17 protein-coding genes are annotated in these 16,164 nt (G+C 30.5%); 11 read left to right on the top strand and 6 right to left on the bottom strand.

Annotated elements, in window-relative coordinates; genetic code table 11:
• Nucleotides 1-17: 17 nt before the first annotated feature.
• From DPIF8902391_RS02675 to DPIF8902391_RS02660, 4 genes are all read left to right on the top strand, one after another.
• Nucleotides 18-392 carry a hypothetical protein gene (locus DPIF8902391_RS02675; protein ID WP_058886182.1) on the top strand — a complete coding sequence of 125 codons (375 nt, stop codon included), beginning with the start codon at nt 18-20 and terminating at the stop codon, nt 390-392.
• Nucleotides 382-681 (top strand): hypothetical protein, encoded by a 300-nt coding sequence (locus DPIF8902391_RS02670; RefSeq protein ID WP_058886183.1) that lies wholly within the window; start codon nt 382-384, stop codon nt 679-681. The genes DPIF8902391_RS02675 and DPIF8902391_RS02670 overlap by 11 nt, the downstream gene beginning before the upstream one ends.
• 104 nt (nt 682-785) lie before the next feature.
• Nucleotides 786-1,760 carry a LuxE/PaaK family acyltransferase gene (locus DPIF8902391_RS02665; protein ID WP_058886184.1) on the top strand — a complete coding sequence of 325 codons (975 nt, stop codon included), beginning with the start codon at nt 786-788 and terminating at the stop codon, nt 1,758-1,760.
• A 184-nt stretch (nt 1,761-1,944) separates the two neighbouring features.
• Nucleotides 1,945-3,591 carry a glycerol-3-phosphate dehydrogenase/oxidase gene (locus tag DPIF8902391_RS02660; protein ID WP_172504976.1) on the top strand — a complete coding sequence of 549 codons (1,647 nt, stop codon included), beginning with the start codon at nt 1,945-1,947 and terminating at the stop codon, nt 3,589-3,591.
• Nucleotides 3,592-3,603: 12 nt separating this feature from the next.
• On the opposite strand, the gene DPIF8902391_RS02655 is transcribed toward DPIF8902391_RS02660, so the two are convergent.
• From DPIF8902391_RS02655 to DPIF8902391_RS02645, 3 genes are all read right to left on the bottom strand, one after another.
• Nucleotides 3,604-4,884 (bottom strand): MFS transporter, encoded by a 1,281-nt coding sequence (locus DPIF8902391_RS02655; RefSeq protein WP_058886186.1) that lies wholly within the window; start codon nt 4,882-4,884, stop codon nt 3,604-3,606.
• A 25-nt stretch (nt 4,885-4,909) separates the two neighbouring features.
• On the bottom strand, nt 4,910-5,569 hold the full coding sequence (locus tag DPIF8902391_RS02650) for a hypothetical protein (RefSeq protein WP_058886187.1): 660 nt from the start codon (nt 5,567-5,569) through the stop codon (nt 4,910-4,912).
• 227 nt (nt 5,570-5,796) lie between these two features.
• Nucleotides 5,797-6,792, bottom strand: coding sequence for an NAD(P)H-dependent glycerol-3-phosphate dehydrogenase (locus tag DPIF8902391_RS02645; protein ID WP_058886188.1), 996 nt, complete (start codon nt 6,790-6,792; stop codon nt 5,797-5,799).
• A gap of 99 nt (nt 6,793-6,891) precedes the next feature.
• On the opposite strand from DPIF8902391_RS02645, the gene dut reads away from it, so the two are divergent.
• Nucleotides 6,892-7,323, top strand: coding sequence for a dUTP diphosphatase (gene dut, locus DPIF8902391_RS02640; RefSeq protein WP_058886189.1), 432 nt, complete (start codon nt 6,892-6,894; stop codon nt 7,321-7,323).
• Between the two features lie 167 nt (nt 7,324-7,490).
• On the opposite strand, the gene recA is transcribed toward dut, so the two are convergent.
• On the bottom strand, nt 7,491-8,498 hold the full coding sequence (gene recA / locus DPIF8902391_RS02635) for a recombinase RecA (RefSeq protein WP_058886190.1): 1,008 nt from the start codon (nt 8,496-8,498) through the stop codon (nt 7,491-7,493).
• A 159-nt stretch (nt 8,499-8,657) separates the two neighbouring features.
• Here recA and DPIF8902391_RS02630 point away from each other — a divergent pair, with 159 nt between their 5' ends.
• From DPIF8902391_RS02630 to DPIF8902391_RS02615, 4 genes are all read left to right on the top strand, one after another.
• On the top strand, nt 8,658-9,449 hold the full coding sequence (locus DPIF8902391_RS02630) for an aldose epimerase family protein (protein ID WP_058886191.1): 792 nt from the start codon (nt 8,658-8,660) through the stop codon (nt 9,447-9,449).
• 7 nt (nt 9,450-9,456) lie between these two features.
• On the top strand, nt 9,457-10,023 hold the full coding sequence (locus tag DPIF8902391_RS02625) for a pseudouridine synthase (RefSeq protein ID WP_172504975.1): 567 nt from the start codon (nt 9,457-9,459) through the stop codon (nt 10,021-10,023).
• A 97-nt stretch (nt 10,024-10,120) separates the two neighbouring features.
• On the top strand, nt 10,121-10,276 hold the full coding sequence (locus tag DPIF8902391_RS02620) for a hypothetical protein (protein ID WP_172504974.1): 156 nt from the start codon (nt 10,121-10,123) through the stop codon (nt 10,274-10,276).
• Between the two features lie 28 nt (nt 10,277-10,304).
• The gene (locus DPIF8902391_RS02615; RefSeq protein ID WP_172504973.1) at nt 10,305-11,153 is read left to right on the top strand and encodes an N-acetylglucosamine kinase; all 849 of its coding nucleotides are present in this window, start codon (nt 10,305-10,307) and stop codon (nt 11,151-11,153) included.
• Between the two features lie 64 nt (nt 11,154-11,217).
• Here DPIF8902391_RS02615 and DPIF8902391_RS02610 read toward each other — a convergent pair whose 3' ends face one another.
• Both DPIF8902391_RS02610 and rpiB read right to left on the bottom strand, forming a co-directional pair.
• Entirely contained in the window at nt 11,218-11,658 is a 441-nt protein-coding gene (locus DPIF8902391_RS02610) for a GNAT family N-acetyltransferase (RefSeq protein WP_058886193.1), read from the bottom strand.
• A 31-nt stretch (nt 11,659-11,689) separates the two neighbouring features.
• Nucleotides 11,690-12,130: a ribose 5-phosphate isomerase B gene (gene rpiB, locus DPIF8902391_RS02605; protein ID WP_058886194.1), complete on the bottom strand. Its 441-nt coding sequence runs from the start codon at nt 12,128-12,130 to the stop codon at nt 11,690-11,692.
• A gap of 1,021 nt (nt 12,131-13,151) precedes the next feature.
• Between rpiB and rnr the strand changes: the two genes are divergently transcribed.
• Nucleotides 13,152-15,368: a ribonuclease R gene (gene rnr, locus DPIF8902391_RS02600; RefSeq protein WP_058883956.1), complete on the top strand. Its 2,217-nt coding sequence runs from the start codon at nt 13,152-13,154 to the stop codon at nt 15,366-15,368.
• Between the two features lie 124 nt (nt 15,369-15,492).
• Nucleotides 15,493-16,137, top strand: a complete 645-nt coding sequence (locus tag DPIF8902391_RS02595; RefSeq protein WP_144430002.1) for a head GIN domain-containing protein — start codon at nt 15,493-15,495, stop codon at nt 16,135-16,137.
• Nucleotides 16,138-16,164: the final 27 nt, after the last annotated feature.

Genomic DNA, 16,164 nt, shown 5'->3' with positions numbered 1-16,164 from the left:
ATCTAAAAAAAGTAGCGATGACAAACATTTTAAATGATTTAGTAAAAAACGTAAGTGAAAATATCCCAGGATATATAGCGTTAAGTGTAACCGAAATAGAATCTGGAGAAACTTTAGTTTCAGATTCAGCTAAAGCTGATTTTGACGTTGACTTGGCTTCGGCGTACAACTTAGAAGTAGTAAACGCTAAACTAAAAGCAATCAGTGTTTTAGGTATAAAGGAAGATATTAAAGATATCACTATTACTTTAACCGATCAGATTCATATTATAAACATTGCCCCTACTGGAGGTTATTTTATTTATTTAGCAATTGATTCTGCTAAAGCAAATATTGCCATTACAAAAACATTACTTAACAAATATAAAGCAGAATTAAACGATGCCATATAAGCCATTAGATTTATCTAATCTTAAAATAGACGCAAGAGTTGCGTCTATTTTAAAATTAGGACAGCAAGAATATCAAAAAATACTAGGTATTGAATTGATAAACGACCAAATTAATACGGAAATCAATGTTGTAGCAACTACTACTGAAACAGTAGAAGCGGCAAGCATAGCAGCAGAGGTTAAAGTAGAAGTAGAAGAAGGTAAAAAGATATCTGAAGTTATTTTTGATTTTCTTTTTGAACCTAAATTTGATAATATGTTAACAATGTTTTCTAAAAAAGCAGTCTAATCTGTTCTTTTTTAAACTTAATAACTCTTTAATTTAGTGTTTTACAAAAAAAACAGTCCAATTATATAATACTACTGTTATAACTACTATTTTTGTAAAACTTTATGAAACAACAAGTTTTTAATATACAATCAGCATTCGATTTTAAGCAAGCTGCTTTGGCGGTTTTTAATCATCAATTTAAAAATAATAAGGTTTACCGATCTTTTTGTGATTTACTATATATTCACCCTTCTAGTATTTCTGAAATTGAAGAGATTCCTTTTTTACCTATTGAATTTTTTAAAACAAAAAAAATACTTTCTTCTTCAGATAAAATTAAAGAAACTTTTAGCAGTTCTGGTACTACCGGTAGTATTACCAGCAAGCACTTAGTAACCGATTTATCGTGGTATGAAACAAGTTATTTAAAAGGTTTTGATTATTTTTATGGAGATATAAAAGACTATGTGGTTTTAGCTTTATTACCTAATTATTTAGAGCGAAAAGGTTCTTCGTTAGTATATATGGTTGCTGATTTAATTGAAAAATCGGCACAGCCTGAAAGTGGTTTTTACCTAAATAATTTAGATGAATTGGCAAAAAAACTCATCGAATTAGATAAAAAAGGACAAAAAACACTGCTTATTGGCGTTTCTTTTGCCTTGTTAGACCTAATAGAAAAACAGCAATTTACCCTGAAAAACACCATTATTATGGAAACTGGCGGTATGAAAGGACGAAGAAAAGAACTTATTCGTACCGAATTACATCAAGTTTTAAGTAGTGGATTTGGCGTACAACATATTCATTCAGAGTATGGTATGACCGAATTATTAAGCCAAGGATATTCGAAAGGAAATGGTATTTTTAACTGCCCTCCTTGGATGCGTGTTTTAATTAGAGATACCGAAGATGCTTTGACTATTTTACCCAATCAAAAAAATGGTGGCGTTAATATTATTGATTTAGCAAACTATAATTCTTGCTCTTTTATTGCGACACAAGATTTAGGAAAAGTACACACAGATACTAGCTTTGAAATTATTGGACGGTTTGATAATTCTGATATTCGAGGTTGTAACTTAATGGTATTATAAAAACGATATTTTTTAATTTTTAGCCCCGATTGAAGCAATTGTTTGAGCTCCTTTTTTGATTTTTTTCAAAAAAGAGCGAGTGCGGAAAGCGGGAAATAGCTCCAAATAACTTACTAATTAACAGGTGATTACTTTTAACTTATAGTATCTATTTTTATATGTACTTTTGTAATAAAAGGTAGCTATGACTAAATTTTCTTTTTTCAATCGAAAAAATATTCAAGAACAATTACAAGAAACAACATTTGATATTTTAATTATTGGTGGCGGTATTACCGGTGCTGGAATTGCTTTAGATGCAGCATCTAGAGGAATGAAAGTTGCACTGGTTGAAAAAAATGATTTTGCTTCAGGTACTTCAAGTAAATCAACCAAATTAATACACGGTGGTTTGCGCTATTTAAAACAATTCGATTTTTGGCTAGTCAAAGAAGTTGGTTCTGAACGTGCTATTGTACATAAAATAGCCCCACATTTAGTGGTTCCCGAAAAAATGATTTTACCCTTAATTCAAGGAGGTACTTATGGTGCTTGGCTTACCGCTATCGGCTTAAAAATTTACGATGTATTGGCTGCCGTAGAAGGAGATGACAAACGTAAAATGCTTGATAAAAAAGAAGCGCTTAAAATAGAACCATTATTACCCAAAAATATTTTAAAAGGCGCTGGTTATTATGCGGAATATCGTACAGATGATGCCCGTTTAACCATCGAAATATTAAAAACAGCAACTACATACGGAGCTGAAATACTTAATTATACCAAGGCAAATGCCTTTATTTACGAGAAAAATAGGGTAGTTGGTGCAACAGTTACCGATGTTTTTAATAATCAAAGCTATAATATAAAGGCAAAATATGTAGTAAATGCCGCAGGGCCGTGGGTCGATGAATTACGTCAACTTAATCATTCAAAAACAGGTAAAAGATTACATTTAACCAAAGGTGTACATTTGGTAGTAGCTCACGAAAAATTTCCGATAAAACAATCCGTTTATTTTGATGTTCCTGATGGACGTATGATGTTTGCCATTCCTCGTGGAAAAATAACCTATTTTGGGACTACAGATACTAATTTTCAGCAAAATAAAGATACACTATCAATAGATATTACTGATGTAACCTATCTAATTGAAGCAGTAAATAATATGTTTACAGATATTCACTTAAGCATTGCTGATATTCAATCATCGTGGGCTGGTTTGCGTCCGCTAATTCATGAACAAGGAAAAGCTGCATCTGAACTTTCTAGGAAAGATGAAATTTTTGTTTCTGATACCAAATTAATTTCTATCGCTGGTGGTAAATTAACAGGATATCGCAAAATGGCGGAACGTGTTGTTAATTTAATCGCCAAAAAAATGATTCGACGTTTTGACCTAAAATTTGATGCTATAAAAACAGAAAAAATTTTATTAACAGGCGGAAATTTTAAAAATTACAAAGCTGTAGAAACTTATACAAAAGAAGTTTATAGCATTTTAAAAGAACATAATTTCACTAAAAAAGAAGCTACTTATTTAGTACATAATTACGGGAAACAAACAAATGTTATTTTAGAAAAATTTAATAAAATTGATGAAAAAAACACCATACTTCGCTTATTAAAAGCTGAAATTTGGTTTACTATTCAATATGAAATGACCTGTACACCTACTGATTTTTTTATGCGTAGAACAGGACGTTTATTTTTTGATAAACCCAGTGTAAACACCTACAAAGAAGCTGTTTTAAATGAATTTACAACGTATTTTAATTGGGATATTTCATCCGTAGAAAAGCATCGAAAAGAGTTAGAATCGAACATAAAAATGACTTTAAGTTTTACCTAAATAATAATATTATTATTCTATTTTTTGATGTGCCTCTAAATCTTTAGTCAGGTCTAATTTACGCAATGTAGGATTTAAAATTCCTGTGGTAATTACCGTAATTAATGTCATGGTTCCACCAAAAACAACGGCGGTTACTGTACCCATTAATTTTGCGGTTACGCCACTTTCAAAAGCGCCTAATTCGTTGGATGAGCCTACAAAAATAGAATTAACCGAAGCAACTCGACCACGCATATGGTCGGGTGTTTTTAACTGTAAAATGGTTTGACGGATAACCATGGAAACTCCATCGGTAACGCCACTGAAAAATAATGCTACAATTGATATCCAAAAAATAGAAGACAGCCCGAAAACTATAATACAGGTTCCAAAACCAAAAATTGCGGCTAATAGTTTTAGCCCTGCATTTTTACTTATCGGAATATAAGCGGTGACCAACATGGTTAAAAAAGCGCCAATTGCTGGTGCGGCTCGCAATGCCCCAAAACCTTCTGGTCCTACTTTTAAAATATCTTGTGCATAAATAGGTAGTAATGCCACCGCGCCGCCAAATAATACCGAAATCATATCTAAAGTGATGGCTCCTAAAATGGCTTTTGTTTTAAAGACAAAATGAATTCCTTCTTGTAAACTTTTTAAGATTGGTTCGCCTATTTTAGGGTTTAAAATAGGTTTTTTAGGGATAAAAAAGACCATCAGAAATGAAAATAACACCAAGCTAAAAACAATACAAAGTGACCAATGAACGCCTATCCATGAAATAGTAAACCCAGCAAAAGCAGGCCCTAAAACCGATGCCATTTGCCATGTAGAACTGCTCCAAGTGGCGGCGTTTGGATATAATTTTTTAGGCACAATTAAACCGATTAACGAAAAGATTGTAGGACCGAAAAAAGAACGTAAAAGTCCTCCGAAAAAAACCAAGCCGTAAATGGCATATAAAATGGTGTTTTGTTGCCACCCCGCTACAAAACTAGGAAGTGTTAAAAAAAATAAGCCCAAACTTATCAATGAAAAAATACCGATACAAAGTGCTAGTAAATTCCGTTTTTCTTTCTGATCAACAATATGCCCTGCAAATAATGCCATCGATACTGCTGGAATTACTTCCATTAAACCTATAATACCTAATGATAATGGGTTTTTAGTAATGCTATAAACCTGCCACTCTATGATTATAAATTGCATAGACCAGCCAAAAACTAATGCAAAACGCACTAAAAGAAATAGGTTAAATTCTTTAATTCTTAACGAAGCGTAAGGATCGTTTTTTTGCTGATTTATTGACATTTTTTGATGTTTTTGTACTTGGCTATTAATTTAGTTTTAAATCCATCAAAATAGCAAAAGTTTCGTTAACATCTTCTTCTTTTACTACAATGGTCATTTCATGTGTGGTTGAAATTATTTCTTGTACGGCAATATTTGCCCAAGCAAATTGCTTTAAAATAAAATAATAAATACCTGATTGCTCTAAATTATCTTTTGGTAATTTAATGGTTATAGACGCTAAATCGTTTACGTTGTTTATTAAGGTTTCTCGTTTAAAAATTTCTTCAACATAGGTTCGTAAATTTTTACTTGTAACAATATTCGTTTCAAAAATACCTTGCGAAACTGTTAAAAAATAATCATTACTATCGGCCGATTTACTTAATATTTTAGCGATTTCTCTTAATAAAGAAGACGTGTTTTTAAAGGTGAAATCACACAAATCTGACCGAACAATTACATCGCCTAAATTAAGGGCTAATTTTTTGATGTTTTTACGTACTCTTAATTCATTTGCTGGTGACAATCTATTAATTGCCATCATAACAGCGCCTACTTTTACATCTTTTTTAAGCAATTTAGACACCTCTGGCAACACAACCCTTGCTAAAGAAGATACGTTTATCAATTTTTCATTTAAAGCTTCTTCTATAAAAGGTGTTTTTCTTATAGTAATTTCAACAGCTTCTTGAATTGTTTTCATTTTTGTTTAATTTTAAACAAAAATACTTAAAATACAACCAATAGTAGAATTTTTCTAAAACATTTAAATTGTTTATTTTTAATACAAAATAGGTGTAAATCAGATTTTTAAGTTATGTTTGTTTCTTGTTATATATTAATTTTTTTTTTATCAAATAACAAAAACAGCGGTGATTGATGAATTTTATTCTTTTTATTAAGAGAGATTATTTTATTAAATGCAAACAACTAATCTAATCTATTTGTTAACTTCAAAAATTCATCTTTCGCTTCTTTTTTTCCGTATAACACATTATATACCGCTTTTATAATAGGGGCATTGGCATCAATTTTTTGATTGATTTCGTAGGCACTTTTTGTAGCGTAATATCCTTCGGCAACCATGCTCATTTCCATTTGTGCCGATTTTACCGTGTAGCCTTTACCAATCATATTACCAAACATTCTATTTCTACTAAAAACGGAGTATCCTGTAACTAATAAATCACCTAAATAAGCCGAATCGTTAATATTGCGATTCATTTGATCTACTTTTTCAATAAAGCGTTTCATTTCACGAATACCATTACTCATTAATACTGCCTGAAAATTATCTCCATAGCCTAAACCATGTGCAATACCTGCTGCTATCGCATAAATATTTTTTAACATTGCGGCGTATTCTGTACCGATAATATCATCAGAAATTTTTATTTTAATATAACGGCTGCCAATAAATTGACTTAAATGTTCTGCCTTTTTTCGATCTTGACACGCAATTGTTAAGTATGATAAACGCTCCATAGCAACTTCTTCTGCATGGCAAGGACCTGTAAGAACTCCTATATTTTGGTAGGGAATATTAAAGTTTTTATGAAAATGTTCCCCTACAATTAAGCCTGTTTCTGGCACAATACCTTTAATAGCGGAAAAAACTATTTTATCTTCTAGCGAAGTTGATAATTTGTCTAATGCTGTTTTTAAAAACGCCGAAGGAATTGCAAAAATTAAAACGTCATAATTTTCAGCGATATAGTTCATATCGTCAGACAAATCTAACTGTTCGGTATTAAATTCTGCGGAGCTTAAATAACTAGGGTTGTGTTTGTTTCTTTTTATATGCTCGATAGCATAGGCACTTCGCATATACCAACCGATAGTTTCTAGGTTTTCAGATAACATTTTTACAATGGCTGTAGCCCAACTTCCGCCGCCTAAAACCGCTATTTTAGTTTGCTTATTCATAGTATGGTTTGATTAATGGGCTAAATTAATAAATCTATACCCTTCTAGTAAAAGTTATGAGTATTATATTTGAATTTTGAAAACTTTTTATAAAAAAATATGAATATACAACTAATAAATAAGTCGAAACATCAAACACCAACTTACGAAAGCCAAGGTGCTGCAGGGATGGATTTACGTGCAAATTTAAATGAGCCCGTGGTTTTAAAACCCTTGGAAAGAGCCATTATAAAAACAGGATTATTTATCGCATTGCCTATTGGTTTTGAAGCGCAAGTACGCCCAAGAAGTGGGTTGGCAGCTAAAAAAGGGGTTACTGTTTTAAATGCTCCAGGTACTATTGATGCTGATTATCGTGGTGAAATTGGCGTTATTTTAGTGAATTTATCTAACCAAGATTTTACTGTAAATGATGGTGAACGTATTGCGCAATTAATTATTGCAAAACACGAGCGTGTAGTTTGGCAAGAAGTAACAGTTTTAAATGAAACCGAACGTGGCGAAAATGGTTTTGGTAGTACTGGTGTTTAATTGGTATCTAAATTTTTAGCCCCGATTGAAGCATTTGTTTGAGCTCTTTTTTTGATTTTCTCTTCAAAAAAAAGCGAGTGCAGAAAGCGGGAAATTGCTTCTAAAAAAACAAAAACCTGTTGCAAAAATATTACAACAGGTTTTTTTAGCTATTTAAAATATCAAATTTACTCTTGATTTTCAATCGCCGCTTTTATTTTAGTTTCTAACTCTTCTGCCAATTCAGGATTGTCTTTAATTAAACCTTTTACAGCATCTCTACCCTGTCCTAGCTTTGTTTCGCCGTAGCTAAACCATGAACCACTTTTTTTAATGATACCATATTCTACACCGATATCTAAAATTTCACCAACTTTTGAAATTCCTTTACCATACATAATATCAAATTCTGCAATTTGGAATGGTGGCGCTACTTTATTTTTTACAATTTTAACTTTCGTACTGTTTCCGATAACTTTATCGCCATCTTTAATTTGTGTTCTACGACGGATATCTAAACGTACAGATGCATAAAATTTTAATGCATTACCTCCTGTTGTTGTTTCAGGATTACCGAACATTACCCCAATTTTTTCACGTAATTGGTTGATAAAAATAACGGTACATTTTGTTTTACTAATTGTACCAGTTAATTTACGCAACGCTTGAGACATTAAACGGGCATGTAATCCCATTTTAGAATCTCCCATTTCACCTTCAATTTCCGATTTTGGTGTTAATGCTGCAACAGAATCAACCACTACAATATCAACAGCTCCTGAACGGATTAAATTTTCGGTAATTTCTAAGGCTTGCTCCCCATGATCTGGTTGAGAAATAATTAAATTATCAGTATCAACACCTAAATTTTCAGCATAAAAGCGGTCAAAAGCATGTTCTGCATCAATAAAAGCGGCAATACCACCAGCTTTTTGAGCTTCTGCAATAGCGTGCAATGTTAAGGTTGTTTTTCCTGATGATTCTGGTCCATAAATTTCAATAACTCTTCCACGAGGATATCCTCCAACACCTAAAGCTAAATCCAACCCTAAAGATCCTGATGAAATCACTTCCATATCTTCAACCTTAGTATCCCCTAATTTCATCACTGCACCTTTTCCGTAAGTTTTATCTAACTTGTCTAAGGTAAGTTGAAGGGCTTTTAATTTCGCTTCTTTTTCTTTATCTGCTGCCATAAATCTTGTTGTTTTTAATGCTATTTTTAGTTCTTTTCTTATTAAAATATGTACAATAAGTGTGGCTAAGTTATGAAAAACTACTTTTATCTTAGCAGCTTTTTTGGCATCTTTTTCATGCTACATTTTGTAATATTGTTTTTTTAATTTTCAATAAAAATGAGCGCGAGTATTCTTTTAAAAAACAGCCATAGTTTAGCAACTATATATAAAGGTGAGCTAATTAGTTTTATCATTAATAATGAAGAACTAATACATTCTAAAAATTCACCTGGTTGGAATGCTTCGGATATTGAAATGTTTCCGATTATTGGTCCTACAAAATTAAATGATTTTTCTGTTGATACGCCTAATGGAATTGCCAAACAAGACCAACACGGTTTATTAAGAGAACTTAATTACAAGCTTATTTCTAGCGATAAAACTTCGGCAGTTTTTGAAAAAAAATATAAAAAAAACACGCTGATAAAAAATTCTAAATTTCCTGAAAAATCGACACAAGAACATTTATTTTGGACCTATGATTTTATCTTTAGAAAAATTATTTCGCTTGAAAAATCAGCTATAAAAATAGCTTTTGAAATTATTAGTGATAAAAAAATGCCTTATATGTTTGGCTATCATCCGAGTTTTAAACTGTCTGGTTTTGCTGATGAAATTATAAAAACAAAAAATAAAGAAATTAGCGTATCGGAAATTTTAAATGTAGGTTCGGCAGCTTATAAAGTTTTAAATACAAACGAAATTAATTTGATAAAAAAAGAGGGGAGTAGTATAAAAATTAGCAGCAAAAATTTTGATAATTTTATGTTATGGACTCCTGTTAAAAATATGGTCTGCATAGAACCTATTACACAATATCCGTTAGCAGAAGCTGCTGAAAATTCGATAAAAAACAGCAGAATAAGTAGCGGTAACGATTTCTTTTCAGTAACAATTAGCACCCTATAAATACCTTATGATACATCGTTATTTTATTATTCATAAACCTTATGGTTATCTTTCTCAATTTATTACCAACGAAACCAAAAGAAAGAAAAAAATGCTAGGCGAATTGTTTGATTTTCCTGAAAAAACAATGGCAATTGGTCGTTTAGATTTTGCATCCGAAGGACTTTTATTTTTAACTACCGATGGCAAAGTAAGCGCCGAGGTTCGCAGTAAAAAAGTCGAAAAAGAATATTACGTACAGGTAGATGGAATCATAACACCAGCAGCACTCGAAAAACTACAAAAAGGCGTAGAAATTGGGGTTGATGGTCAAAAATATACCACACTTCCAGGGAAAGCTTCTACCTTAAAAACACCTAATTTTCCTAATAGATCTCAAAAAATAAGAGATGATCGTCATGGTCCTACAAGCTGGGTTAGTATTGTAATTTGTGAAGGGAAATTTAGGCAAGTTCGTAAAATGACCGCCGCAGTTGGCTTTCCAACATTGCGTTTAATTAGGGTTCGTATTGGAAATATTCTTTTAAATGATATGGAATCGGGAGCAGTAATTGAAACCCAAACCTTATTATAAGCAATCTAAATTGATGTAACTATTTGTGTTTTTTTAACGTAGTATTTTATGTAAATTTACAGTGTAATTACTAATATTTCACATTAAATTTTACACTATGAGAGATAATTCAAACACTTTTATTTATATAATAGCCAGTATTATTATACTACATTTTTTGGTTGGTTTTGGTTATTTAATTTATAAAATGACCAAAAAACCAGCTTCCCAAAAAGAGGATGAAAAAATGTTAAAAGCAGCTAAAAAAGATTAGTTATTTTTATTAAAAAATTAAAAACAACATGATATTAATTGCAGATGGTGGCTCTACAAAGGTAGATTGGGTTGCTTTAAATAGTAGCAAAAAAGAAGTTTTTAGAGTGCAAACACTGGGTTTAAACCCCAATATTTTATCTAAAAAAAAGTTATTAACAATTCTTGAAAACTGTGCCGATTTAAAAAAATATCAAAAAGCTATTAAAAAAATTTATTTTTATGGCGCTGGCTGTGGTACTAATACCCCTAAAAATATTTTAACCGAAGTTTTAATTGATTTTTTTTCGGCAACAACAAATGTTTCTGTTCAAGAAGATATTTTAGGAGCGGTATATGCTACTGCAAAAAATAAAAAAGCCATTGTTTGTATTTTAGGAACAGGCGCAAATAGTTGTTATTTTGACGGTGAAAATATCACTTATATTTCAGCATCTTTGGGCTATTTAGTTATGGATGAAGCAAGTGGAAATTATTTTGGTAAAAAATTACTTAGAGATTTTTTCTATAAAAAAATGCCTGCTGAAATAGCACATAATTTTGAAAAAAAATTTAATTTAGATCCTGATTTTATAAAACAAAATTTATATCAAAACCAAAGTCCAAATAGATATTTAGCAACTTTTGCTAAATTTATGTTTTCTTATAAAGAAACGCCATATATTCAAAAATTAGTGAAAAAAGGATTTCAGCAATTTTTTAAATATCATGTTTTAGCCTATCGTAAAAACATAGATACTCCGGTGTATTTTATCGGTTCTATCGCATTTTATTTTAAAGATATTTTAGAAGAGGTTGCCTTCAAAAATAAAATTAAAATTACCCAAGTTATTAACAAGCCTATTGGCAATTTAATAAAATATCATCAAAAATTTTAAAAAAAATTTCCTGCTATTATTAAATAATTACTTCTCTAAAAATAGCAGGAAATAACGATATTTTTTATACTGTTTTCATTTTAACATGTGGTATTCCGTCTTCTAAATATTCTTCCCCTTCTTTAATAAACCCATGAGATTCATAAAATTTTATTAAATATTTTTGAGCTGAAATAGTAATTTTAGTCGAATTATAACTATCGTAAATAGCTTGTTTAGAGGCTTCTATTAAAAAATGACCGTAACCATATGCACGCTCCTTCTTCTTAACAAGTACCCTACCAATACTTGGCGTTTCAAAATATTCACCGCTATTAAATAAACGTGTGTACGCTATAATTTTATCTTGCTTTATTCCTAAAACATGCAAGGCATATTGGTCTTTATTATCAAGGTCTTGATACACACATTTTTGTTCAACAACAAAAATTTCAGAGCGCAATTGTAATATTTGATACAATTCTGATGTTGTTAGTTCTGTAAATTTTTTGATTAAAAAATTCATTTAAAATATTTTAATTTATAATCATTATAAACTACGATAGGCAATCACAGGCTATTTTATTAACTCTATCGGCATGTCTTCCACCTTCAAATTCGGTATTTAAAAAAATAGTTACAAAACCTAAAGCCTGTTGTAATGATACAAAACGAGCTGGAATTGTTAAAATATTGGCATTATTATGTTGACGTGTTAATGCTACTAATTCATTATTCCAGCATAAAGCTGCACGTACGCCTTGATGTTTATTTGCCGTCATTTGTGCACCATTTCCGCTTCCACATAAAATAATTCCCATTTCAGCTTGCTGCGTTTCTACAGCTTCAGCGGTTGGGTGAATAGCGTCTGGATAATCCATGCTATTAGTATCATTTGTTCCAAAATTAATCACCTTATGCCCTAGTTTTTCTAAGAGTTTTATAATTTCGAATTTATACTCGGTACCGGCATGGTCATTTCCAATGGCTATTGTCATAATTTGTTGATTTTAATTTAGTTGTGTACTACAAAAATACAGCAAATCAGGGTTATCAACAGTAATTAACAATGCTTTTTTAAAGATAAGCAATAAATAGCTCAAAATCAATAATTTAGAAATACCGGGCAAATGTTAATAAGTAAGCGTATCTTTTTAAAACTTTTTTTGTTTATTCCAATTATTTTTACAATACAAAAACAATTTTAACATATGCAACTTTTTTTATTAGAATTTAATAAACATTTATCAACACTAAATTAACCTCTTGTTAACAATCAAACTAGCTAAAGTTATTAAGAATCATTAGTTGTTAACAGTTATTAACACCTGTTAATAACTTTACTTAAATACTAAAAATCAAGAAGTTAAATACATGATAACCTGTTGATAATATTTAATAAGTCATATTACCAAAAATAATAGCAAATACTTATTGTACTTATTAACACACTATAATAACAAACATCTTTTTTTTAAAATTTAAAGAGAAAATATATATAATATAATAAATGTTAATAACCTTATAAAGAAATAACAATTCAAAAAAAATTAGAAATAACTAATAACCGCATTAATTAGCTTTAAAGCTTGTTTAAAATTCTTCTAAAAAAAGAAGTATAACAAGCAAAAAATAACCGTCACAGATACTATTAGCTATTTTTATATATATTTGCGGTATAACACTGTTAAATTACATAATGTAGTTACTTCTCCATTAACAGAAATTTAATTGCTACAACCTTATTAAATAGCCTATCTAAATATTTAATAAAATTATAGGAATAGCCTTAAAAGCAAAACAACTAACTATTTTTATGGTATAAAAATTGCTCAATTTCTTCTTGATTTTTAGGAGGTATTTTTTAGATAAAATATATTGAGTTTTAAAAATCATGATGATATCATAAATAATAATGTAAAAATTAGCCCAAAACAATAAATTGGTAACACTTATTTAATAAAAAGTGTCGTAAAATAAATTGTATTTTGGTGATAATTAACAAAAGACGAAAGATTAATGACTAGAAAGAAAAAAATATATAAAAAAAAGGGAAAAGTAATTAAAGACTTAACCTTAAAAATTTTCAAAATTTTAAAAGAAGACACTTCTAAAACATATAATTATAAACAGATTGCCAGTAAAATGGGTATTTCTGATTCTGATGGAAAAAGTCAAGTACTTAAAAAATTAGTAGAATTACACGAAACAAAAAAAATTAAAGAAATAGATAGAGGCAAGTATCAAATAAATCAAGATCGTAAATATCATATCGGTACCTTAGATTTAACAGCGAATGGAAATGGGTATTTTATGTCAGATGATTTTGAAAAAGACATCTTTATGCCTGCCATTAATTTAGGAAAAGGATTGCATCAAGATACCGTAAAAGTTTTTGTTTATAACAAAAGACGATCTTCGAAATTAGAAGCCGAAGTTGTTGAAATAATCGAACGTAAAAAGACTGAATTTGTTGGTATTTTACAAATGAATAAAAGTTTTGGTTTTGTATTGCCAGACAGTCAAAAAATGTCGGTAGATTTATTTGTTTCTCAAAATAAATTAAACGGCGCAGAAGATGGCGATAAAGTAGTCGTGCAAATGACAGATTGGCCAGAAAATTCTAAAAATCCATTCGGAAAAATTACACAAGTTTTAGGAAAACCTGGTGAACATGAAACTGAAATTCATTCTATTTTATTAGAATATGGATTGCCGTATGAATTTCCGGAAGAAATTGAAAAAGAAGCTGAAAATTTACCATTAGAAATTACCGAAGCTGAAATTTCAAAGCGTCGTGATATGCGTAAAGATTTAACATTTACCATTGATCCTAAGGATGCTAAAGATTTTGATGATGCCTTATCATTTACAAAATTAGAAAATGGAAACTACGAAATAGGAATTCATATTGCCGATGTTTCGCATTATTTACAACCAAAAACGAGTTTAGATGATGAAGCTTATGACAGAGCAACATCAGTTTATTTGGTTGATAGAGTAGTGCCAATGTTACCTGAAATGTTAAGTAACGGAGTTTGTTCATTACGCCCAAACGAAGAAAAATTAACTTTTTCGGCAGTTTTTGAAATGAATGAAAAAACAGAAATTGTAAACCAGTGGTTTGGTAGAACAGTAACCTATTCTGATCAGCGTTTTGCTTACGAAGAAGCACAGTCAATTATTGAAAACTGTACATTATCCGAAGAAATTAAAGCCTACGAAATGCCAGCGGATATTTCAATTACGGATGAAAGTTATCAAGTAATTCCAGAAATAGTTGAAGCGACCTTAAAATTAGATGAATTAGCCAAAAAATTACGTAAAAAACGTATGAAAGCAGGCGCAATTTCATTTGATAGAGTTGAAGTAAAGTTTGATTTAGATGAAAAGGCAAATCCTGTAGGAGTTTTCTTTAAAGAATCGAAAGATGCTAATAAATTAATCGAAGAATTTATGTTATTAGCCAATAGAAAAGTAGCCGAATTTATTGGTTTTTCTAAAGGAAAAGAAACAAAAAATACGTTTATATATCGTACACACGATGAACCTAATATTGATAAACTAGCTTCTTTACAGAACATTATCAACAAGTTTGGGTATAAAATAGATACCGAAACTAAAGAGAAAACATCGCAATCGTTAAATAAATTATTAGCCGATGTTCAAGGGAAAGGTGAAGCCAATATGGTAGAAACTTTAACGATTCGTTCGATGAGTAAAGCAGCTTATACAACTCAAAATATTGGACATTATGGTTTGGCTTTTGATTATTATTCGCATTTTACATCGCCAATTCGTCGTTATCCTGATGTAATGACACACCGTTTATTACAGCATTATTTAGATGGCGGAACTTCTCCTAAATCTGATGAATATGAAGTAAAATGTAAGCACTCTTCACAAATGGAAGAATTAGCTGCAAAAGCAGAACGTTCTAGCATAAAATATATGCAAATAAAGTATATGAAAGACCATCAAGAGGAAGAATTTGAAGGGGTTATTTCAGGGGTTACTGAATGGGGAATTTATGTTGAAATTACTGCAAATAAGTGTGAAGGAATGGTGCGTATTAGAGACATTAAAGATGATTATTATGTTTTTGATGAGAAAAAATATGCTGTGGTTGGGCAATCGTCTAATAATGAAATTCAATTAGGAGACACGGTTGTTGTAAAAGTAAAAAATACCGATTTAGAACGTAAACATTTAGATTTTCATTTAGTATCTCATTAATTTATAGTCACTACTGCAATAAAAACCAGTATTTGACTTTATAGTGTTGGTACAATTATTGAATGTACCAAGTAACTAATTAATTATTATGATTAAAAAAATAATCTTTTTAAGTTTGATTTTGATGCCGTTTTTAGCAGCTGCTCAAACAACGATTACAAAAAAACTCGGTGAATTTACTCAGGTAAAAGTATTTAACGGTATTGATGTGTTTTTAGTAAAATCTACAGAAAATAAAGTAGTTATAACAGGAGATAAAGCAGATAAAGTAACGGTTAAAAGTAAAAATAACACGTTAAAATTATCGTTGAAATTCCCTGAAACAACTGCCGATGGTACGGTTAAAATAACGCTTTATTACCAGTCAGAATTAGGTATAATTGATGCGAATGAAGGTGCTACAATTACCGCAAAAATAATGGAACAGCCAGCTATTGAAATAAAAGCACAAGAAGGCGCTTTTATTAATATGGTTGTTAAAGTGAAACATTTAACGGTTAAAAGTTCATCGGGAGCAGTTATTAAACTCTCAGGGTCAACTAAAAACCAAAATGTAGCGGCTAATTTAGGTGGTATGTACCATGGATATAATTTAAAGGTAACCGATTTAAATTACGTTCGAGTAGGTTCAGGAGCTAAAGTTGAAGTAAATGCTGGCGAAACATTAGATGCTAAAGTTTCTTTTGGAGGTTCTATTTTTTACAAAGGAACTCCCGAAATTTTGAAAGCAAAAAAAGTAATCGGTGGAGTAATTGAACAGCGAATTTAATTTAGTATCTTTGTACTGTAAAATTTA

It is taken from the genome of Tenacibaculum finnmarkense genomovar ulcerans (genome assembly GCF_900239495.1).
GTDB lineage: Bacteria > Bacteroidota > Bacteroidia > Flavobacteriales > Flavobacteriaceae > Polaribacter > Polaribacter ulcerans.
The sequence above is the reverse complement of the archived record's forward strand: the minus strand, read 5'-3'. Positions and strand labels throughout refer to the sequence as shown.

What these genes read in the sequence shown, in the direction of transcription:
- DPIF8902391_RS02625 (WP_172504975.1), top strand. Translation starts at nt 9,457, where the DNA reads ATGATACATCGTTATTTTATTATTCATAAACCTTATGGTTATCTTTCT.
- DPIF8902391_RS02595 (WP_144430002.1), top strand. Translation starts at nt 15,493, where the DNA reads ATGCCGTTTTTAGCAGCTGCTCAAACAACGATTACAAAAAAACTCGGT.
- DPIF8902391_RS02630 (WP_058886191.1), top strand. Translation starts at nt 8,658, where the DNA reads ATGAGCGCGAGTATTCTTTTAAAAAACAGCCATAGTTTAGCAACTATA.
- rnr (WP_058883956.1), top strand. Translation starts at nt 13,152, where the DNA reads ATGACTAGAAAGAAAAAAATATATAAAAAAAAGGGAAAAGTAATTAAA.
- DPIF8902391_RS02650 (WP_058886187.1), bottom strand. Translation starts at nt 5,569, where the DNA reads ATGAAAACAATTCAAGAAGCTGTTGAAATTACTATAAGAAAAACACCT.
- rpiB (WP_058886194.1), bottom strand. Translation starts at nt 12,130, where the DNA reads ATGACAATAGCCATTGGAAATGACCATGCCGGTACCGAGTATAAATTC.
- DPIF8902391_RS02670 (WP_058886183.1), top strand. Translation starts at nt 382, where the DNA reads ATGCCATATAAGCCATTAGATTTATCTAATCTTAAAATAGACGCAAGA.
- DPIF8902391_RS02675 (WP_058886182.1), top strand. Translation starts at nt 18, where the DNA reads ATGACAAACATTTTAAATGATTTAGTAAAAAACGTAAGTGAAAATATC.
- DPIF8902391_RS02615 (WP_172504973.1), top strand. Translation starts at nt 10,305, where the DNA reads ATGATATTAATTGCAGATGGTGGCTCTACAAAGGTAGATTGGGTTGCT.
- DPIF8902391_RS02655 (WP_058886186.1), bottom strand. Translation starts at nt 4,884, where the DNA reads ATGTCAATAAATCAGCAAAAAAACGATCCTTACGCTTCGTTAAGAATT.
- DPIF8902391_RS02620 (WP_172504974.1), top strand. Translation starts at nt 10,121, where the DNA reads ATGAGAGATAATTCAAACACTTTTATTTATATAATAGCCAGTATTATT.
- DPIF8902391_RS02660 (WP_172504976.1), top strand. Translation starts at nt 1,945, where the DNA reads ATGACTAAATTTTCTTTTTTCAATCGAAAAAATATTCAAGAACAATTA.
- DPIF8902391_RS02665 (WP_058886184.1), top strand. Translation starts at nt 786, where the DNA reads ATGAAACAACAAGTTTTTAATATACAATCAGCATTCGATTTTAAGCAA.
- recA (WP_058886190.1), bottom strand. Translation starts at nt 8,498, where the DNA reads ATGGCAGCAGATAAAGAAAAAGAAGCGAAATTAAAAGCCCTTCAACTT.
- dut (WP_058886189.1), top strand. Translation starts at nt 6,892, where the DNA reads ATGAATATACAACTAATAAATAAGTCGAAACATCAAACACCAACTTAC.
- DPIF8902391_RS02645 (WP_058886188.1), bottom strand. Translation starts at nt 6,792, where the DNA reads ATGAATAAGCAAACTAAAATAGCGGTTTTAGGCGGCGGAAGTTGGGCT.
- DPIF8902391_RS02610 (WP_058886193.1), bottom strand. Translation starts at nt 11,658, where the DNA reads ATGAATTTTTTAATCAAAAAATTTACAGAACTAACAACATCAGAATTG.